Source organism: Nitrospirota bacterium (assembly GCA_016214845.1).
Taxonomy (GTDB): Bacteria; Nitrospirota; Thermodesulfovibrionia; order UBA6902; family UBA6902; genus SURF-23.
Window position 1 is genome coordinate 93001 of sequence record JACRMS010000028.1, and the last position, 20285, is coordinate 113285.

Genomic DNA, 20285 nt, shown 5'->3' on the forward strand with positions numbered 1-20285 from the left:
GAGGAATTCTGTTGATTTAAATTTTTTATCCTCCGGTGTTAATTTTTTCACCGTATTAGCCGATATAAGAAAGGTGACGCATTGCCTTGCTTTATAAAAATTACATGAAATGAAAGTTACCGAGGACATGCAAGGGAAAAAGACAGCCGATATATGGATAATTTCCGAGGGCAGAATTGCCAATCTGGACCTGAGCAATCTATGTAAAGAGCCTGTTTCAAAACTGGTCACGGAATACAAGATCTCAGAACTGGCAAGGTATTTACTCAATCCGGGACAGGTAGCAATAGACGAAAAAGTTGTCGGCTGCAAGGTGCGTTACCGCAGCTCTTCATCCGGCAGTATAAAACGTCTGGTCAAGAAGATCCTGCCCGGAAAAAAGGCATCTCCCGACAGCGACATCCCCAATATAGAAGAGATCACGTCTAAGTCAAAGATCGGCACGCCTGCCTTTACGGATGAAGACCTCAACGCGCATTTCGTAAAGATCAGCGATTTACTCAGGCCCTATGACCCGGTCCAGAAAAAACTTGAAAAGCTGGACAGCGCGGCAATAGAGGATATAACAGCGATATGCGAGGACATCGGCGCCAACCGCTACCAGTTGAACCTGCAGGGGAACATAAATGACAAGATAAATTATATCAAACAGTCCATATCCAGGAAGGTCAGGGTCGTTCTCGGTAAAGTTTATCTGTCACGGGGATTATTTGAGATGAGGGGTTTTAATTTTCGTGCGTATAATACGCACAATTATTACCGCTTGATAAAGTTTGTACAAAATAACCGCCCCAGATACTGCGTGCTCGACGCCGGTTACAAGCTGGAGTACTGGGTCGAAGACAATTCACTTGTAAATTTCATGCATGTCTTTGAACAGTCCGTCAAAACAGATTCCAAGCTGCGGGAGGCCCTTGCGCTCTGCGTTAAAGGAGAGGCAAAGCCGCTGAAATTGTTTTTCTCTGAAAAGCTGGAACATGAATACTCCGAAAAACATCTCCCCATGACATACCGCAAAGTATTCGGCATGTATGACATCAAACAGGATGAGAAAGAGGCCATCGCAAATATCTTAAATAACCACCAGAGGGTGGTCTCGTTCAATTATGTGCCGCAGGACGGGACTGAAAAGCAAAAACTGTTCATAAACATCTCCGTGCTTCATGATATGAAGGCGCTTGAATCAATAAAGAACAAACTGCCGCTTTTATACTCGGAGATAGACAAAAAAGCCCCGCCATCGGACGTGGGGAAGTTATACCTGCTGGATTCTATGAGAGGGTTTCAATATGTATAGCATTTACAGGGACGAGGATTACAAGTGGATAAAAGAGCTGATGTCATATCCCCGGACCCTTCAGCAGGACCTGAGTTCTTTTAAAGACACCTCCCAGGTCAAGATACCCGATGACCCAATCGAAAGAGTGGTCTTCCAGGACAAGGCAAAAAAAGCCATCAGGAAGATCGCGCAGAACAAGGGCCACCTGCTCCTGGTCGGAAAACCCGGCACAGGGAAGTCACTGCTGGCCGACCTGTTTAACAGTGTCATCGACAAATCACTGGGAGATTACATCAGGCCGAAGGAATCAATTGTTGCATATCCCGGTAAAGACCAGAACCATATGCGCATCGCATACGCGGAGCCTGAAAAGGTGGAGAATTTCATCTCTATGGTGAACAACGCCATTGAGGACGCAAAAAACAGCTTTGAGGATTTCTCGCTCGAAAGTCAGATCAAGTCTGTCAGCAAGGTAAAAACAATACTGTTATGGACCACAGGAGTGAGTGTCGTCGCGGGGATCTTTTTCCCTCCCGCGTTTGTCATAACCGGCATATCAGGGATAGGCGCCATATTCATGTTCATGCAGGAGAACAACCACAAAGTGCAGGAGAAGATACAGCAGGAAATGCAGCACGGTAAATCAGTGAACGCCAAGCATCTGACGGACATGGTACCGGAGATACTGCATGACCCGAGGAAAGACACGAACCTCATGATAAGGATATCCGAGCCTAATTCAAAAAACATGAAGGGCGGTTTCAGGCATGACCCTTACCAGTCGGGCAACCTGCACACGCCGATACACAAAAGGGCCTATATCGGGGCGCACGCAAAGGCGCCTATTATCTATATCGACGAGCTAAAGACACTGATAAAAGAAGGCTACATGCCGGGCCTTCTTGAGATAATGCAGAACAAAAAATATATCCTCGAGGGGGGCAGCAACACAGGCAGCGGCGCCGCCGACAGGACGGAGAATTATCTGAGGGCCGACAACATTGTCATCGCCTGCTGCAATCACGACACATTGAAATATCTTCAGGAAGAAGGTGACGGGGCGTTCCTCAGCAGGATAGAGGACAAAGGCGAGATCATACACATGGAAAGCGCTGTCCCGGAAACAAGGGAGAACATTGCGCAGGTTGTGCAGTATATAAAACAGGAAATAGACAACCTCGGCAGGGAGTTTGAAAATACGTGGGGAGCTGTGATGGAAAAAGAAGGACACACCGGGGTAAGGAGAAGATGCGAGCAGATCTACGGAAAGAAACTGCCGCTTGATTACAAGCTGAAGGTGCGTGAGTTCACAAGTGATGCCGTTGCTGAGATCGTAAAGGAACTGCGGTGCAGGAGTTCCGACGGCAAATTAAGCTGCATATTAAGACCGGTCAACGGGATCATAAAGACAGCGGAGCTTGAGGCAATAAGCGGGAATTCGGACCTTGTGGAACCTCGTCATGTCAGGAGCGCTTTGGCTGAACACCTGAGTCTCGAGGGCGCAATTTCCAAAGAAATAACAGAACATAAAAAAGACCTGAAGAAATACATATCCTCCATGACGGATTCAATAGGTTATGTCGTAGGGCTTGCGGTGACTCATTCCGTTTCAAGCGGACAGATGTTCGGACAGCCGCTGCCTATTCATTGCCAGATCACTGTCGGCGGCTCAGACGTAATCACCGCGCCGGGAAAGCTTGGAGAAATTGCAAAGGCGGCGGCGGAAAATGTCAGGGCCTCGATTAAAAAATTACTTCGCCAGGTCGGGGCGCCTTATGCGGGGTATGAGATGCATATCGAATACATTCAGGCTCACGGCGGGGTGGAAGGCGACAGCGCTTCTGTAGCAATGAACATCGGTTTGATATCGGATTACATACAACAGCCCGTAAGTCAGAAGTACGGCATAACAGGGTCCCTGACCGGCGAAATAATTTTGCCGGTGGGAGGAGTTACTGAAAAGGTAAGATCTATAATGGATATTGACCTCACGATGGAAGGCGCGTGTATCCCGTGGCAGAACAAGCACGACATCGAGCCGCTGCTTATAAATATGGAGTTTGAATACATTCAGAACGAAGATGTGCCCGGCATCAGGATTTTCAGGACGGAAGACAAGAAGGACCCCTTTGATATCTTCTTCTGCAAAACTAAATATAATGCCTATAGAATTTTAATGGGGGTAAGCAAAGAAGAAGTCGAGGCCAGAATAACAGAGCGCAGCGAGAGAGACCTCGATTTCATAAAAAATACAAAAAATAAAAAAATTGAGAAAGAAAGTTAATTATCAGCGTTCACAAACAAGCGACGCATACATTATCTTTGATTTTCCCTCAGCCTTCTTCGCAGTCATCTCAGCGCCCTTGGCAACTAATGCGCTTGCTGATTCAGTGTTATCATTAGCTGCCGCGTAAACAAGGGCCGTCCTGCCTTCTTTGTCTTTTGCGTTGACATTAGCGCCCTTGGCAATCAACGTATTCACTGTCTCTGTATAACCTCCGAATGACGCCGCCATTAAAGCTGTTTCTCCAAAGAGGTCTTTTCCGTTAACGTTAGCGCCTTTTGCAATCAGCGTATTAACTGTTTCTGTACGGCCTCTCAGCGCCGCGTAAGTTAAAGCTGTTCTGCCCTTACAATTTTCAACATTGATGTCAGCGCCTTTGGAGATCAGGGTATTCACTACCCCGGTATGGCCGGCTAATGCCGCAAGCATTAAAGGTGTTTCACCGTTAGTGTTCTTTGCATTGACATCAGCGCCTTTTGCGATCAGAGTTTTTACTATATCATTGTGGTTCCCGACAGCCGCTTCAATAAGGGCGGAACTTTTCTTATTGCTTTTCGCATTAATATCAGCACCGTTTGCTATCAATATGTTCACGATCTCAGTTTGCCCGGTAAATGCCGCAGCCATTAACGCCGTTTCTCCATTATCATTTTTGGCATTGACGTCCGCTCCTTTGGCAAGCAGAGTGTTTACTATTTTCGCATGTCCAATAAGTGAAGATGCCATCAAGGCTGTTTCTCCGTCAGAATCCTTTGAATTGACATCGGCGCCCTTTGCAAGCAGGGAATTTACCGTATCGGTAAGCCCCTCAAACGCCGCAGTCTTCAGATCTATGTTATTTTCTGCAAATGAAACAACAGGACTACCTGCCAGAGCTAATACAACCATACAGATTATTAGCACTACGTTTCTGATCTGCTCCTTCATAATAGCCTCTCTTTCTCCGTTTGATTTTAAACGGTTTCCTAATTTGGAATAGTCTATTTTATCATTAACCACATTAGCTTTGTAAAGCATTATTTAATATGATTAATATCATACCACAACAACTTATATTAATTTAGTTATAAGAACTGCAAATAATTTGCCAGAAAATATGTCTTTAGAAATCAAATAGTTCAAAAAAACAAAATCCAATTTACCTGCCACATTGGCAGGCACATTGCCATTCTGGCACTCACCCGGGTTCATAAAAACAATCATTTAACCTGCAAATATCTTATCGGATTTTCCGAGACAGCCTTCATCACGACTTCCCTGTTTAACCCAATCTGTATTAACCTCTCTGATGATTCGTGAATTGTCATGCAACCGCCGAGAAGCTTATTTTCGCAGTCCCGTATTCCTTGTGAACGGAATTTTAACTCCGCGTCTTTAATTGTGTCTGAGACAATGATGATCCTGTCCGGGTCCTTTATAGAGAAGATAAGTTCGATCATCTTCTGGTCAAGATGAAAAGGGTCTGCGATGACTTCGACGTAAATCTCCTTATTCATCAACCCGAAACCGGCAATCCCCGGTTCTCTGTGATGAATTCCCCGCATTGCATTAAAGAGGTGAGTGATGCCTTTCGCGCCTGCGTTAAATCCGGCCTCTGCCTCGGAATATGTCGCGTCTGAATGTCCCATACTTACGATGATCCCCATTCCGGTTATCATCTTTATAATTCCCGAAGCCCCTTCAATCTCCGGCGCAACGGTCATTATTTTCACAACGTCCTCGAATCCGTCAAGGAGTTTCCTCAGATTGTATTCAACCGGTTTTAGAAACGATTGCACATCAAGCGCGCCGCATTTGATCGGATTCAGAAAAGGCCCCTCAAGATGCATCCCGATTATTTTGGCCTGCAATTTATTCTCTTCGTCCTCCGTCTCCTGTCTACTATCTACTGACTTCTGTCTTCTGTCTTCTGTTTGTTTCTCCATTGCCTTTTTGATCGCAAGCATATTTTCACGCATTGCCTCAATCGTGGAAGGATAAACCGTAGGAATGATCTCTGAAACGCCGTGGCTGCCGTGTATTTTTGCAATCTGCAGAATGTCATCTTCTGAAGCAGTCCGCGTATCAAACCCGCCGATCCCGTGAGTGTGAATGTCGATCAATTTCATTGCGATATGATAGCACAGTCTGTTTTTGTATAGACACTGAATAAAGTGTTCATGTTAAAATGATGACGGCAAAATGAGAGAGCGGATAATCCTGGGAATATGGACGGAAGAACAATTAGACCGGCTGCTGAATGAATCTTCAGCGATCGACGATGTCGGCAAAAGAATAGAATTCCTCTCCGCGCAGTTCCTCGGTATCGAATACAAAGAAGCGACGTTAATAGGGGATGTAAATACGCCAGAGGTCTTTGTAATCAATATCGAAGGAGTTGACTGCTTCACCTTTCTTGATTACATAGAGGCAATGAGGACCTCAAAAACATTCGCCGGATTCAAAGACACTCTTGGAAAAATAAGATACAGATCAGGAAAGATCTCCTATGAGGACAGGAACCACTTCTTCTCCGACTGGAGAGAATTCAATCCTGATCTGGTTGAGGACGTCACTGAAAAAACAGGCGCGGGAAAAAGCAGGCATATCACCAAAGCGCTGAACCAACAAAATGACGGCACATATTATCTTCCGGGGATACCGATTAGAGAAAGAGAAATTGTTTATATTCCTTCGGAATCAGTGGATGATTTTATTGTCGGAAATCTTGAGACAGGCGACTATATCGGAATATATTCAGAGAAACAGGGGCTGGATGTTTCACATGTGGGAATTATTATTAAGAGGGAAGCCGCTGCTTTTTTCCGGCATGCCTCTTCATCAACCAGGAACAGGAAAGTCGTTGATGAGGATTTCAGGAAATATATTTCAGGTAAACCGGGAATAGTTGTATTGAGGGCAAAGGGATGAGGGGGATTTATTAAATTAATAAATGCGTCATTCAATATTTAAAACCATCTTCAGCCGCCGGATGCTCGTCTGCTTCATCATGGGGTTTTCCTGCGGCCTGCCCCTTCTTCTGACAATAACAGTCTTACAGGCATGGATGAAGGAAGAAGGAGTTGACCTTACCGTGATTGGAATAATGTCTCTCGTTGGCCTGCCATATACGGTGAAGTTCCTCTGGGCGCCTGTGATGGACAGGTTCACCCTGCCCTTTTTAGGACGCAGAAGGGGCTGGCTCCTGATCGCGCAGATTGCGTTGATCTGTTCGATCATATGTCTTGGCCTTACCAGTCCCGGAAAGAATCCGTGGATGGTTGCCATTGCGGCGATGCTTGTGACATTCTTCAGCGCATCTCAGGACATCGTTGTTGACGCCTACAGGCGGGAAGACCTTACGGATGCTGAATTGGGTTTGGGTTCTTCCCTGTATGTCAACGGTTATCGCGTCGGGATGCTGCTTGCCTCAGGGGGCGGGCTTATCATGGCGGACCACATGTCTTTTCAGATGGTCTATCTGATCATGGCCGCCTGTATGCTGCCCGGAGTTGCGGCAACTATGCTCACGCCTGAACCGGTGAATTCCGCCGGGACGCCAAAGAGCCTGAAAGACGCTGTGCTGCATCCGCTCATCGAATACTTTTCCAGGGAAGGCGCTCTCTGGATTCTCGTATTTATCCTCCTCTATAAAGTAGGCGATACCATGGCAAGCGCGATGACTATACCGTTCTATCTCGACATAGGATTTTCAAAAACAGAGATCGGCGCAATCGTCAAGATATTCGGTTTCTGGGCCACTATCATCGGCAGTCTGACAGGCGGCATAATGATGCTGCGTTTCGGCATCAACCGATCTCTCTGGATATTCGGTTTTCTTCAGGCAATATCAACAGCCGGATTTGCCGTCCTCGGTCTTATCGGGCACAGCATCCCTGCCCTGTCCTGCGTAATTGCCTTTGAAAACTTAAGCGGCGGCATGGGGACTGCCGCATATGCCGCATTTATGGCAAGCATTACGAACAAGAAATTTACCGCAACTCAATATGCACTTCTGAGCAGCCTCATGGGAATTCCAAGGGTGATCGCGTCCGCGCCTACAGGCTATCTTGCGAAAAATATGGGCTGGGTCAGTTTTTTTGTCTTTTGCACTTTGATCGCAATTCCCGGGATGCTGCTTCTGATAAAAATTGCCCCGCCTTCAAAAAAATAAAAGCAACTCTATGCCCTTTGCCCTATGCTAAATTCACCGGCAGTCTGCCCTGAAAATCCCTCTCGCCTTTCAAACACTTGATCAAAGAAAGCTGCGCCTGTGCGGTCGTATCGTATGCAGCTATAAGCGCACCGGCATCCGCGAAATGCCTGAGCACATAGGGACTGCCGAATGAGATGACAATCGAGCGCTGCGCCGTTTTCATAATTTGCCGTATGGCCTGCATCTCCTCATCTTTGATGCCTGAGCTTCCTCTCCATGCGGCAACGCTCGTGAAGATGGCAACGATGACTGGTCCCCTTTCGCGGTCAGGTTTTAAACCTGCCCCTACGGAGACATCGGGGATAAAATTTCTGAGCGGTGATGTTTTGTGTATGTCCTCATCTCCAGCAAATATGAGATTTACATCCTGAACGTCTTTGACCGGGAGCAAGCCCGGCGTATCTTTCACAAGTGTAATTGCTTTATCTGAGATCATCAAGGAAAGTTCAGCGTGCTTTTCATAATTTGGCAAGTGGGGACAAAGAGGGGTAATCTTCTTTTTAAAATTCAATATCCTTTCGACAGCCGCATCTATCTTTGCCTCCGCAACTTCTCCGGCGCTCATGGCCTCTTTCAGCTCTTCAACAACCGCGTCCGCATTTACCGGGTGAAGGAGGATATCAACGCCCGCGTTCATACATTGGGCCGGGACGTCCTCTATTTCCTCCAGGGCGCTCATGTTCAATGCGTCAGTAAGAATAAGCCCTTCGTAGCCCAGTTCTTTTCTCAGCAGGTCTGTGATCACCTTTTCCGAAAGAGTGGCCGGCAGCGCATCAAATGCCGGAACGCTTAAGTGGGCGATCATGATGCTGCTTACCCCGGCTTTAACAGCCTCCCTGAAAGGGAACAAATCAACGTCCGTTAATTCCTTCAGCGACTTATGGATCACAGGGAGTTCGATATGAGAATCCATTGACGTATCGCCGTGCCCGGGAAAATGTTTTGCGCAGCTTATCAGTCCGGCGGCTTCAAGCGTCCTGATATACATATTGCCGTACCACGAAACTTCTTCTGGATTGTCGGAAAAAGCCCTCGTGCAGATGATCGGATTATCAGGGTTCCTGTTCACGTCCAGGACCGGAATGAGCGGCATGTTGATCCCGATGTCACGCGCCTCATCAGCGATGGCGGAAATTGCGTCTTCAAGGACCTTCACGTCATCAGAGTTTTCCCTGTTGATCGCCGCAGCCACAGCCATCTGGCAGGGGAAACGTGTTGCCCCGTTGACCTGCTGCCCCGCCCCGCGTTCTATATCAGATGCGATGAAAAGAGGTATCTCTGAAATGGACTGAAGCTCAGCGATAAAACTTTTCACCTCATCCTTTTTCCCGCCGAAAAGAATGAACCCGCCGATGCCTTTTTTAACAAATTCAACAACCCCCTCCCGGTACGCGTTTGAAGAGAGCTTGTCCCCGTCAAGCCTGTTAATGATGAGTTGGTAAAGTTTCTGTTCAAGGCTGAGCATAGGACATTATAAACTACCTTGCATGTAAACTTTAAGTGGATAGATGTCGGGGTCAGGGATATACGATAAGCCCGAACGCCCTAAAATCTTTGTCAAAGGTAAATTATCAAACAATATACAAATGCTTTTTGAGGTTTTCAGATATAGGGATTTTCAATCCTCTTCTTTTGGACTTCAGCTTCTTCCTAATTGCAAGGAGCTTAGCCGCAGCTTCTCCCGGCTTAATTTTAAGAGGGCGTTTCATTTTTTAAAACCTTCTTTTTAAATACAGATAGCAACGCTCGATTCAAGATACGGCCTCGAAAGTATCTCATGATTTAATAGCCTTCTCATATAAGGGCTTCAGACTTTTATCTTTTGGATAATCAGTGATACCTTTCTTCAAGAGAATTATAGCTTCTTTACGTTGGCCAGTATCTATCATTAGTTCAGCACACAATTGATACAATGAAACAATGTTTCCTAATTTAGGGCCATCAATTGCCTTTTTAAGAAGGTGAATCGCCTCCTGCTTGCGCCCTGCACTCGACATTAGTTTCGCACATGTTTGATATAGAATGACCATGCCGGACATTCCAGGCAATCCAATAGCCCTTTCAAGTAACTCAATGCCTTCATCAGGTCGTTTGGCTTTCGCCAGCAGTTTAGCACATTCTTGAAAGAGTATGGATTTGTTTGCTATCGCTGGTGCGTTGATACCTTTTTTCAAAATATTGATAGCATCTTCAAGACGGTCAGCTTTCACCATTAGTTCTGAGCAAGAATGATAGAGTGCCCCCTGATTATTTACATTTTTATCTGCGATTCCTTTTTCTAAAAGTTCAATAGCATCGCCTAATTGACCTTGCCTGCCCATCAGATCGGAACACATTTGATATAATTGCCATTGGTCCTTCATTTGGGAGACTAACAACCCCCGCTTTAACACTCCAATAGCATCGTCAAGATTTATAGAATGAAATAGAATCGTTGCGCAGGCGAGATAGAGAGCTGGTTCTGACATCATATGACGGTTAGCAATGGCGCTTTTGAGTAGCTTGACGCCATCTTCCGCATTACCGGACTTTTCCATTAACTCGGCAAAGAAAAGGTAGAGTGGTACCGGGTCTTTAATAACTTTTGATACTATTCCACTCTCTATCAGTGTATTTGCTTCTTCGACGCGGTGATTCTTCACTAATAGCTCGGCACATAAACGGTAAAGTTTTATGGGATCTCTTACTTTTGGATTAGATAGACCTTCTTTGAGCAAGTGAATAGCTTCATCACTTTTCCCATCTTTCTCCATGAACTCCGCCATTAAAAGATATAAGGAATAAAGCTTAGTCATTCCTGGGATATCGATCCCCTTTTTAAGTAACGAAATTGCATCGTCTATGCGGTTTGTCTTTGCCATTAAGTTTGCACAGCGTTTATATAACGTCACAAGCTCCGGCATCCCAGGCGTATCGATACCTTTCTTTAAAATTCTTATTGCGTCAGGATATTTTTCTGCTTGTTCCATATATTCAGCACATTGACTAATAAGCGGTGCAAGGCAAGTAACACCAGGGGTATCAATACCTTTCTCAAGCACCTTGATTGCATCGTTTAGCTTATTGTCTTTTTCGAGTATTTGGGCGCTACGGAGATAGATCGAGAACGAGTTGCTCCCGGCACCCAAGTGTCTTAGCGCTTCAGCCTGAGTTTTAAGCATCGCATCTATCCCATTAAGAGCATATTCAAGATCAAGACGAAGTAGCCAAACTGCGTAGTACGCGTGACGCCCGGTTGCCTTACGCACATGGTATAGAGCTTTTTGGAAATCATCGCCAATGTTTCGATGCTTCAAGCATAAAGCCAGGTGATACTCCAATCCTTTTGGTCTTTGATCATCAGGCAGTGTCGATATTAAGGCTATACGTTCTTCTAATGTTTCAACGTTGTCAGGAACTTGGGACTGAGCAGGCTTCGTGATTTGTGACAGGGCAAACTTTGTGAGTTTTTCGCTGGCCAGATTGAGTTCAGTAATACGACCAGACTCAAAAAGATGATGACGCAGTTCCGCGTAAGAAGTAGTTAGCTTTTGAGTTCCTTTCATCTGAAGAGCCTTAAAATGTCTGAAGTGATAGTTCGCCGCAAGACTGTGAGCTTGTTTCCATTCATCTTTCTCAGTGCGTAGCCGCGAAACACTGATTTCTCGCGCCAGTGGATGCAGGGAGTCTCCGATCGTTGTATTCTCCAATAGAAATCGGTCAATTAGTTGTTTGCGAAGTGCTTGTGTGGTTTCCGTCCCATATGTAAATTCTGAAAGAGCCTCTTTTTTAAATGTTCGGCGGTGGACTGCCAGCGAACGCATAAATTTCAGCAAGGCTACTTCCATATAAGGAAGCGTGCGTTCAATTAGCTCATGCTCAAATTCCTCCACAAGGGCAGGATCAAGTGCTACATCACCCGGCCTAAAGAGATCAGGAGCTAACGAAATCAAATCTTCAAGTGATTCACTCATGAGGCTCGCAACGAGTGTTTTCAATGCCCTTGGATTACCGCCTAAACGATGACCTATCTCTTTAAGTCTTTTGGTTGGAATCTTTGACGTTAGACCTTTTGATTTAAGAAGTTCTAAAAGAAAAAACTCGGCCTCTGGATCAGTAAGTCCTTTAAGCTCTTTAAATATACAGCTCTCACACCACCGAGCACTCTTGATAGATCGATTACTAATGAGCATCAGTCTGCCCGCAGTGCGATTTGAATTATTGAGTTTTTCTACCAGAACCTGCCAACTCTTTGGAGGAAATGTATCCGTATAAGCAAAAAGACGCTGAAACTCATCAAGGATGATCAATATCTGTTCACGGCGGAGAACTTTAAACAAAGCGTTGAATAGGTCGCCATTACCCCCCATATCAAGCTCATGCATCAAATCAGGAATACCTTCGCTATCCAGTGCAAACGCCAGATCAGTTAAAAGGTCTAATGAAGGGTTTGTTGACTCTGACTGGGGCTCAATTGGATCTAAACTCCGTCGTGACTTTACTGCTACAGCAAGGGCCAATTGAGTTTTTCCACATCCAGGGAATCCTTCCAATATAGCAACTGCAGGACCACTTGACAGCCATTCAGTCACCAAATGATGTATGATTTCACGTCGCTTCTGGCCGTGAAAGTTGTCCGACAGTTGAATCTCTTTCTTAGCTTCCGTCTGTTGATGCATTCTTCCGCCCTGTGATTCGTCATCTGTTTTGTCTGCATCTGCCACGGCATCATCTAATGTAATCGTCACTAATCCCGATTCGGGCAACGGCGGCTCTATCTTTGGTTTCTTGCGTTTTTGATCCACACCAGTAAGGAGCATTTCGATCAAGTGTTCTCGTCTTTCCTGTACATCTGAAGGCGGTGATTGTAGGAAATCAATATATACTATGGACTTAAAAAAACCTTTCAACTCACATTGGGCAACACGCACGGGAATCAGTAAACGCTTTTCTCCGGTAGGGTCTTTGGCAAAGGCTTGTGCCCATTCTGGCTGGGTGTAAATGGCTTTAAGAAAATGGGGAGATAATACCATCACTGTGCGCTCACATATCTCAGCAGCACGTTGCATATTTAGTATGAAATTATTTCCCGGCCCCCAGTCCCATAATTGAATCTCGACGCTATAATCTGCATCTTCCAGCTGCCAGGCGATCCACTCGGCCCACTGTTTATCGTGCTCGTTGTATATGACAAAAAAGTCTTTTCTTGTCTTGTTCATCAGTAAACCTTTCCAGTCCCTATAAGGGAGGGATGCCTGAAACAGGATAAAATCTCGTTTTTTGCATTTTGCATATTATAGCTCATGGCAGTTACGAACATCCCAAACACCTTACATGTCCCAGTCTTGACATCACTCCTTATTGCTGATAATTTATAAAACGAGCGGTAAGACCGATGCAGGCTGTTCGGGGTGTTCCCATCTTTATGTTGGCATGAGTCCCGGCGAAAGAAGTCTGTAAGGCGCGCTCAAAATTTCATCAAGATACAAAAACCACATTATCTACTCCGAAATCTCTATTCCTCGATTTTACACACCCGGTTGTTGCCGAGGCTTTTGGCGGTGTACAGGGCCTTGTCCGCCTTTGCGATAAAATCCTCAACGGTTTTGACTTTATCATCGTAGCGGCAGATGCCGAGGCTGATGGTGAAATTTATGACCTGGTTTTTTTTGTTGGGGATATCGGCCTTTTCGATCTTTCTGCGGATCCGCTCCGCCACCTTTGCGCCGGTGTCCATGTCCGTCTCGGTCAGCAGGATGATGAACTCGTCGCCGCCGAATCTTCCGGCGACATCGGTGTCTCTGAGGGCTTCCCTTATGACATCCGCGGTAGTTTGAACGATCTTGTCGCCAGCGATATGACCATATGAGTCGTTGATCTTTTTGAAGTTATCAATGTCGAACATTATCATGGTAAGGGGGTTCCCGTATCTTTTGGCCCTCTTCATTTCTTCTTTGATCCTTTTGTCCAGATACTGTCTGTTTAATAATCCGGTAAGCCCGTCGATCTGCGACTTTTGTTCAAGCTCTTTCAGCAGTCTTTCGCGCTCTTCCTCAGCCTGTCTTCTCTGCGAGATGTCGCGGTAGATTATCAGGACATATTTTTTGTCCCCTGCTTTCATGAGCGAGGCGCTTGCCTCTACGGGGAAGACCGTGCCGTCCTTCTTTTTGTGCGTGGCCTCGACCCTTAAATTCTCTCCATCGAGTATCCGCTTTATGCGTCTCAGTGCCTTTGAAGCTGATTCCTGCGTATCATTGAGGTCAGTGATCGACAGCCGGCGCAATTCTTTCCCGGAATAACCGTGCATCTCGCACGCGGCCTGGTTGGCGGAAAGTATCCTGCCCGCCTCTTCGCCCTCCGCCTCGACAATATAGATGGCATCGCAGGAGTGTTCAAACAGGGAGCGGTAGCGCGTCTCGCTCCCGCGCAATGCCTCTTCCATCTCCATGCGTTCGGTAATGTCCCTGCACGATTCGATTATATAAACTATATTGCCTGAGTTGTCCAGTATGGGCGCCGCCACAATATCAACATATCTTTTGCCGCCGTTGCCGTCGGTATGCACGCGTGTCATGTTGACCTGGGATTTCTTCTTTAACATCTTCTTCAATTGGCAGGTGTTCTTTTGCCTGGGGCACGGCATCTTGCAGAGGCGCGTAACATCGTAACAGTGAAGGTCCTCTTTTACCGGGTCAATCCCGCCGGCCTTCTCTCTCAATTTTTTGTTCGCGAGCACAACATGGAACCCGGTATCTATAACAATCATGGGGTCTCCGATATTGTCGATCACGGTCTGGAGATATTCACGCGAAGTCTCAAGGATGTCTCTCCTGCGGATGCTTTCTTCCTGGTAAAGCTGAAGGGACATTTCCAGTTCCTGAATGCGTTTTTGCAGACGTTCGATTGTGCCGTCAGTATGTGTGTAGTTGTCCGCGCTTTTCATAAGTTTTTCCTGTGCCCCGGGGATTAAGCTATTCCCCTGTCAAGCGTCCTGTACTGGATGGCCTCAGAGATATGCTCCGCCTGTATCTGCTCTGATTCAGCAAGGTCGGCAATGGTCCTGCTGACCTTGAGTATCCTTGTATACGCCCTGGCGGACAGGCCGAGCTTGTGCATGGCTGCCTCGATTATATTTTGCGCGTCCCGGTTGAGATTGCAGTATTTCTTCATATGTTTTGAGCGCATTTTGGAGTTTGAATATATACTGTCCTTCCTGAATCTTTCAACCTGCAGATGTTTGGCATCCTGTATCTTGCGCCGGATGGACTGCGAGGTCTCGCCGCAATATTCATTTGAAAGGTCCTTGTACGGCACGGCAGGGACTTCCACATGAATGTCTATCCTGTCCAGAAGCGGCCCTGATACACGCTGCCTGTAACGGTGTATCTGCGAAGGAGAGCACGTGCATTGGTGCCGTGAATCGCCCATGTATCCGCAGGGGCACGGGTTCATCGCGCACACAAGCATTATCGATGCGGGGTAGGTGATTGAACTGAGCGCCCTTGAGATTGTCACCGTGGCGTCTTCAAGCGGCTGACGCAGGACCTCAAGGACGTTTCTTTTAAACTCCGGCAGCTCGTCAAGAAACAGGAGGCCGTTGTGGGCAAGGCTCACTTCACCGGGCTTTGGGAACTGGCCGCCGCCGACCATTGCCACGTCAGAGAGAGTATGGTGTGGAGAACGGAACGGCCGCGTGGCAAGAAGCGGCTGCCCGGGCTTGAGGATGCCGACTACGCTGTGGATCCTTGTGGTCTGCAGGGCCTCTTCAAAGGTCATGTCTGGCAGTATTGTCGGTATCCTTTTGGCAAGCATCGTCTTGCCGGAGCCGGGCGGACCGATCATCAGCAGGTTATGCGAGCCAGCGGCTGCCACTTCAAGCGCGCGCTTGACATGCTCCTGGCCTTTCACGTCGGAGAAGTCATCGTGGTACACCGAGTTTTCTTTTATGACGGAAGATATATCAATATACGCCGGCTGTTTATCTTTTATCCCTGTGAAAAATTCTATAAGCTCAGGCAGGCCCTTGAAGCCGTAGACAGGGATCCCGTTTACAACAGAGGCCTCATTCGCATTTTCTTCGGGCAGGACCAGGCCCCTGAATTGGTCTTCCCTCGCCTTGATCGCCATTGACAGCGCGCCTTTGACCGGCTTTATCCTCCCGTCAAGAGACAGTTCTCCTGAGATAAGATAGCCGTTGACAGCGTCCGGCCCGATAATGCCCTCGGACACGAGTATCCCTATGGCAATAGGCAGGTCAAACGCGGAGCCTTCCTTTTTCAGATCAGCAGGCGCGAGATTGACCGTTATCTGTTTCAGGGGAAAATTAAAGCCGGTATTCTTGAGCGCGCCCCTTACCCTCTCTTTGCTTTCTTTAACAGCGGCGTCAGGCAGCCCTACTGTTGAGAAATGGGGAAGCCCTTTTGAAGTGATATCCACTTCAACCTCTATGATATGTGCGTCAATGCCGATTAATGTAGCGCTTAGAATTTTTGAAAGCATGTCCCCCCGCTGTGGAATTTTGAACTGTTAACGGTAAGAATATAACATAAATGGACAAAAAGTTGGAGGGCAAAAAAACAAACCGGATGAGGCCTGGCCCCATCCGGCGATGATTGATTATAGTTCTTCTCTGTCTGAAAAGATGCTGAAACAAGTTCAGCATGACATTGTCAATTACCTGGGCTTAATAAACCGCTATGCCCCAGGGAGAACCTGAATATGTGCTCTCAGTTGTCGGGGCCAGCTTGATCGTGCCCACAATTTTATTGTTCGTTGTATCAATGACCGTAACAGAAACATCAGCATGATTTGCCACATAGAGCCTGTTGCTTTCAGGATCGACCGCAACGCCTATCGGCTCTTTGCCGACACTGATGGTCTCGATCACTTTATCGGTATTGGTGTCGATTACCGACACTTTATTTTCTTCCCTTGTCGTCACATAAGCCCTGTTCTTTGCGCTGTCAACGGCGATATACCATGCTGCCTTTCCAACCGGTATTGCGCCGACCTCTTTATTGCTGACGGCATCTATGACTGTGACCTGTCCTTTGCCGTGAATGGCGATATAGACCTTCTTTTTCTCAGGATGAACAGCAACCCCAAGCGGCGTGTCCACAACCTTGATGGAGCTTATCACTTTCTGGTCCGCAGTATTTAAGACCGAAACAGTCCAGTCGCCTGAATTGCTTATATAGATCTTCTTGTCCAGCATCTTCATATCAAAAGGGCCCACTCCAACCTCGATCTTGCCTGTGACCTTGTTCGTCTTCAGGTCAATGACGGAGAGCGTCTTGTTCACGTTCTTCCCGTTGACCATATGCTCAGTGTCCGCGGCGTATCCGATTCCCGCTGCGGTGTCCAACACCATACTCATGGGGCCTATGCCGACCTTTATCTTTGCCACTTCGGAGTAGCTCGTTGTATCTATCACGGAGACTGAGCTGTCTCCTTCATTGGAATTGACAACATAAAGCCTGTTGGCAGCCGTGTCGGCCACGATGCTTGCGGGCCAGACGCCGACCCTGAAGGTCATAACAACCTCATTTTTTGCGGGATCGATTACCGCGACAGTGTTATTCCCGGCATTAGCAACATATACCCTCTTTGCCCCGGCATGGGCGTTATAAACGTACAATGATAACAGCAGCGCCAGTGATAAAATAATTTTTGTTTTCACGTTTCCCTCCTGTTTGGAAAATTAAATGATATGATGTTATATATTCTTGCAAAAAAAATGTCAAATGCTTCGGCCCGGCATCTCTTCTCTCATCCAATTTCGATTAACGCTTCTAATGTGCTAACCTATACCGGAGTAAATTTTTGAAGAGAAAAATAATATGACCGACGTCTTGTCCCTATACGAACTCAACCGGCTTATCAGGTCTGTCCTTGAGGCTTCATTCCCTGACACGTTCCTTGTGACCGCGGAGATAGCCTCCTGCGATGTGAAAAACCACTGCTATCTCACCCTCGTTGATAAGGACAAGGAAACCATCAGGGCTGAGATGAAGGCGGTGATATGGGCTGATAAATATAAAAAACTTGCCTCAGTATTCAGGGAAGCCACAGGGGCTGACCTTGCAAAAGGGATCAAAATACTTTTTGAGGCGTCCATAAGTTTTCATGAAAGATACGGCCTCAAGCTCAATATCGTTAACATTGACCCCTCTTACACTATCGGGGAGCTTGCTGTCAGAAGAAAAGAGATCCTGGAGCGGCTCGTCAAAGAAGGGATCAAGGACAGGAACAAAGAGCTCGAATTCCCTCTCGTGCCGCAGAAGATCGGGATCATCTCATCCGCGACCGCGGCGGGTTATGAAGACCTGATGACCCACTTGATAAACAACTCTTACGGATATAAATTCACCTGCAAATTATACGAGGCCCTGATGCAGGGAGACAGGTCGGAGCAGTCAGTTGTAAGCGCCTTCGATAAATGCATGACTGACGCGTCTGATCTTGATGTCGTTGTGATCGTCAGGGGCGGCGGCGGACAGGCAGACCTCCAGTGCTTTGACAGCTATGAGATCGCAAAGGCAATCGCCTTCCTGCCTGTCCCGGTAATTTCAGGCATAGGACATGAACGGGACATCACTGTAGTTGATGAGGTGTCAAACATGCGCGCCAAGACACCGACCGCGGTTGCGGACCTGATAATTACACGGGTGAAAGATTTTGAAGACAGGCTCGATTTATTAAAGTATAATTTAGTACATGGGACTCAACGGCTCACTTCCGATGAGCGGGAGCGGATTTCCGCCCTTGCAAAGAACCTCGAGGCCGCCGTCAGAAAAGAGCAGCTTGATAACGCGTACAGGCTGAGTGTTTTCATAAAAGGACTTAAATATTCCCTTAAACTGATACAATCTGAAAAAGAGAGGCTCCGCTCCAGGGAGAACAATGTCAATCATCTCAACCCGGCGAACGTGCTCAAGAGAGGCTACAGCATCACGTACAACAACGGCAAGGCCGTCAAATCCGCCTCCGATGCAGAGGCTGGAGACACGCTGCGGACCGTTCTGCACAAGGGAGAATTGATGAGTAAAGTGGAAAAGAAAAAAACATCAAAAACAAACTAAGAATATACCACGGAGACACAGAGACACGGAGAAGAAATCCACAGATTTCACAGATGACACAGATTAAGAATAAGCTTCCTAATAAATCTGTGAGAATCTGTGTAATCTGTGGACGAATATCAGTCTCTGTGTCTCTGTGGTTAAAAACGAGCTAATGAGGAGATGATCATGAATGATACACCGGGTTACAAAGAAGCTATGGAGGAGATCGAATTAATTGTAGGGGAAATTGAAAACGAGTCCGTAGACATTGACGCGCTGGCTGAAAAGGTCACAAGGGCGGCCTATCTTATCAAGTACTGCAAGACAAAACTCAGGGCCACGGACAATGAGGTAAAAAAGGTCTTAAAAGAATTTGAAAAAGGAAATGATGAGGCCTAAAAATGAATTCCTTTCATCTCGCGTCCCATCCCCTTCTATGCACTTCGCAATGACAGCGGTTACTTCTGTCCCCAGCGCGCCCCTACTATTACCTCTTCACTGCCTGTCACGATAATTGCGGAAGATGTTGTCGGCTGGACTGAAACAATTTGTATCTTTCCGGTTGATCTTTCTACAGGCACGTCTGCAAGTGTTGAAAAGACGTCCCCTGTTTCAAGGCCGTCATTTCGACCTTTATCAAGAAAGACAATGGCGCCCTCCCCTGACATTTGAGTGTTTGAAAAAGATTCAACCACGTAACCTTTTATATCCGGGGTCCTGACGAGGCTGGGGACAAGGGGCGGCTCCATCTCCTGGTAAGGCAGCAGCCCGTCGCTTATCTGGATATCTTCAAAAGACTCTGTTATCTTTGCCTTTGACAGCCCGTTATCAGCCCCTGTAACTTCTACAATGCCGGTCACCCTTATCTGATGTCCTAACTTTTTATGCGTTACGGGATGATGGACTATTTTTACGTCCCTGATCGTGAAAAACTTGTTTTCAGGACCTGCGTTCTTATTAAATTTAAGGTAAACAAAATCACCTCTTCCCAGCAGGGTGCGGTTTGTAGGCGAAGAAACTATCTTACCGATACCGGGGAACTCATCCGCTATCCAGCCGCTTGATATATAGAGATTTTTATTGACTATATATTTCTTGCCTGCTTCTGCAAGAGATTCAAATTTAGATGCGGCCTCAGCCGCAACTACCGGTTTAGTGACTGGTTTAAAAAACGTCCTGGCCGCGGCCTGGGTTTCTTTCTTTTCTTCAGGCGCAAGGGGCTTTGTTTCCTGCATTAATTTTTCTCTTGACGGGATTACAATCTTTTCGCCGGGATGAATAAGGTCCGGATTGCTTATATGAGGGTTAACGCTCCAGATCTTGGGCCAGAGAAAATTGTCCTGCAGCTTACTGCCGGAAATGCCCCAGAGAGTATCATTGTCCTGGACTGTGTATTCCTCGGATGAAGCATCCTGAGCATGAGCGTAAGCGGCACAAAACAACAGAGAAATGACGAAGACAAAAAGAATCCTTTTCATATAATTT

Annotated in this window: 15 protein-coding genes; 6 read left to right on the forward strand and 9 right to left on the reverse strand. The window is 46.7% G+C overall.

Going from position 1 to position 20285, the window contains the following annotated elements:
• Positions 1–109: 109 nt before the first annotated feature.
• Positions 110–1297, forward strand: a complete 1188-nt coding sequence (locus tag HZB61_09660; GenBank protein ID MBI5056865.1) for a hypothetical protein — start codon at positions 110–112, stop codon at positions 1295–1297.
• Positions 1290–3563, forward strand: a complete 2274-nt coding sequence (locus HZB61_09665) for an ATP-binding protein (GenBank protein MBI5056866.1) — start codon at positions 1290–1292, stop codon at positions 3561–3563. Before HZB61_09660 ends, HZB61_09665 begins: the two co-directional genes overlap by 8 nt.
• Before the next feature lie 3 nt (positions 3564–3566).
• Here HZB61_09665 and HZB61_09670 read toward each other — a convergent pair whose 3' ends face one another.
• Together HZB61_09670 and HZB61_09675 are read right to left on the reverse strand one after the other, a co-directional pair.
• On the reverse strand, positions 3567–4490 hold the full coding sequence (locus HZB61_09670) for an ankyrin repeat domain-containing protein (GenBank protein ID MBI5056867.1): 924 nt from the start codon (positions 4488–4490) through the stop codon (positions 3567–3569).
• Between the two features lie 272 nt (positions 4491–4762).
• A complete protein-coding gene (locus HZB61_09675) occupies positions 4763–5671 on the reverse strand; it encodes a hypothetical protein (protein ID MBI5056868.1) in 909 nt (302 codons plus the stop codon).
• 73 nt (positions 5672–5744) lie between these two features.
• Here HZB61_09675 and HZB61_09680 point away from each other — a divergent pair, with 73 nt between their 5' ends.
• Positions 5745–6473, forward strand: coding sequence for a DUF1460 domain-containing protein (locus HZB61_09680; protein MBI5056869.1), 729 nt, complete (start codon positions 5745–5747; stop codon positions 6471–6473).
• Positions 6474–6495: 22 nt separating this feature from the next.
• Positions 6496–7716, forward strand: a complete 1221-nt coding sequence (locus HZB61_09685) for an AmpG family muropeptide MFS transporter (protein ID MBI5056870.1) — start codon at positions 6496–6498, stop codon at positions 7714–7716.
• Between the two features lie 22 nt (positions 7717–7738).
• Here HZB61_09685 and HZB61_09690 read toward each other — a convergent pair whose 3' ends face one another.
• The 6 genes from HZB61_09690 to HZB61_09715 all read right to left on the reverse strand — a co-directional run bounded on the left by HZB61_09690 (position 7739) and on the right by HZB61_09715 (position 17416).
• Entirely contained in the window at positions 7739–9223 is a 1485-nt protein-coding gene (locus HZB61_09690; protein MBI5056871.1) for a hypothetical protein, read from the reverse strand.
• 106 nt (positions 9224–9329) lie between these two features.
• Positions 9330–9467 carry a hypothetical protein gene (locus HZB61_09695; GenBank protein ID MBI5056872.1) on the reverse strand — a complete coding sequence of 46 codons (138 nt, stop codon included), beginning with the start codon at positions 9465–9467 and terminating at the stop codon, positions 9330–9332.
• A 66-nt stretch (positions 9468–9533) separates the two neighbouring features.
• Complete coding sequence (locus HZB61_09700) at positions 9534–12956, reverse strand: TIR domain-containing protein (protein ID MBI5056873.1); 3423 nt, start codon at positions 12954–12956, stop codon at positions 9534–9536.
• 296 nt (positions 12957–13252) lie between these two features.
• Positions 13253–14680 carry a diguanylate cyclase gene (locus tag HZB61_09705; protein ID MBI5056874.1) on the reverse strand — a complete coding sequence of 476 codons (1428 nt, stop codon included), beginning with the start codon at positions 14678–14680 and terminating at the stop codon, positions 13253–13255.
• 23 nt (positions 14681–14703) lie between these two features.
• The gene (locus HZB61_09710) at positions 14704–16236 is read right to left on the reverse strand and encodes a YifB family Mg chelatase-like AAA ATPase (GenBank protein ID MBI5056875.1); all 1533 of its coding nucleotides are present in this window, start codon (positions 16234–16236) and stop codon (positions 14704–14706) included.
• Positions 16237–16420: 184 nt separating this feature from the next.
• The gene (locus tag HZB61_09715) at positions 16421–17416 is read right to left on the reverse strand and encodes a hypothetical protein (GenBank protein ID MBI5056876.1); all 996 of its coding nucleotides are present in this window, start codon (positions 17414–17416) and stop codon (positions 16421–16423) included.
• 160 nt (positions 17417–17576) lie between these two features.
• Here HZB61_09715 and xseA point away from each other — a divergent pair, with 160 nt between their 5' ends.
• On the forward strand, positions 17577–18818 hold the full coding sequence (gene xseA, locus HZB61_09720) for an exodeoxyribonuclease VII large subunit (GenBank protein MBI5056877.1): 1242 nt from the start codon (positions 17577–17579) through the stop codon (positions 18816–18818).
• 168 nt (positions 18819–18986) lie between these two features.
• Complete coding sequence (gene xseB, locus HZB61_09725; GenBank protein MBI5056878.1) at positions 18987–19199, forward strand: exodeoxyribonuclease VII small subunit; 213 nt, start codon at positions 18987–18989, stop codon at positions 19197–19199.
• Between the two features lie 59 nt (positions 19200–19258).
• Here xseB and HZB61_09730 read toward each other — a convergent pair whose 3' ends face one another.
• Positions 19259–20278 carry a LysM peptidoglycan-binding domain-containing protein gene (locus HZB61_09730; GenBank protein MBI5056879.1) on the reverse strand — a complete coding sequence of 340 codons (1020 nt, stop codon included), beginning with the start codon at positions 20276–20278 and terminating at the stop codon, positions 19259–19261.
• Between the last annotated feature and the right edge of the window lie 7 nt (positions 20279–20285).

Coding starts and splice junctions, on each gene's coding strand:
- HZB61_09695 (MBI5056872.1), bottom strand. CDS start 9,467: ATGAAACGCCCTCTTAAAATTAAGCCGGGAGAAGCTGCGGCTAAGCTC.
- HZB61_09675 (MBI5056868.1), bottom strand. CDS start 5,671: ATGAAATTGATCGACATTCACACTCACGGGATCGGCGGGTTTGATACG.
- HZB61_09700 (MBI5056873.1), bottom strand. CDS start 12,956: ATGAACAAGACAAGAAAAGACTTTTTTGTCATATACAACGAGCACGAT.
- HZB61_09670 (MBI5056867.1), bottom strand. CDS start 4,490: ATGAAGGAGCAGATCAGAAACGTAGTGCTAATAATCTGTATGGTTGTA.
- HZB61_09660 (MBI5056865.1), top strand. CDS start 110: ATGAAAGTTACCGAGGACATGCAAGGGAAAAAGACAGCCGATATATGG.
- HZB61_09705 (MBI5056874.1), bottom strand. CDS start 14,680: ATGAAAAGCGCGGACAACTACACACATACTGACGGCACAATCGAACGT.
- HZB61_09730 (MBI5056879.1), bottom strand. CDS start 20,278: ATGAAAAGGATTCTTTTTGTCTTCGTCATTTCTCTGTTGTTTTGTGCC.
- HZB61_09685 (MBI5056870.1), top strand. CDS start 6,496: ATGCGTCATTCAATATTTAAAACCATCTTCAGCCGCCGGATGCTCGTC.
- HZB61_09710 (MBI5056875.1), bottom strand. CDS start 16,236: ATGCTTTCAAAAATTCTAAGCGCTACATTAATCGGCATTGACGCACAT.
- HZB61_09690 (MBI5056871.1), bottom strand. CDS start 9,223: ATGCTCAGCCTTGAACAGAAACTTTACCAACTCATCATTAACAGGCTT.
- HZB61_09680 (MBI5056869.1), top strand. CDS start 5,745: ATGAGAGAGCGGATAATCCTGGGAATATGGACGGAAGAACAATTAGAC.
- xseB (MBI5056878.1), top strand. CDS start 18,987: ATGAATGATACACCGGGTTACAAAGAAGCTATGGAGGAGATCGAATTA.
- HZB61_09665 (MBI5056866.1), top strand. CDS start 1,290: ATGTATAGCATTTACAGGGACGAGGATTACAAGTGGATAAAAGAGCTG.
- xseA (MBI5056877.1), top strand. CDS start 17,577: ATGACCGACGTCTTGTCCCTATACGAACTCAACCGGCTTATCAGGTCT.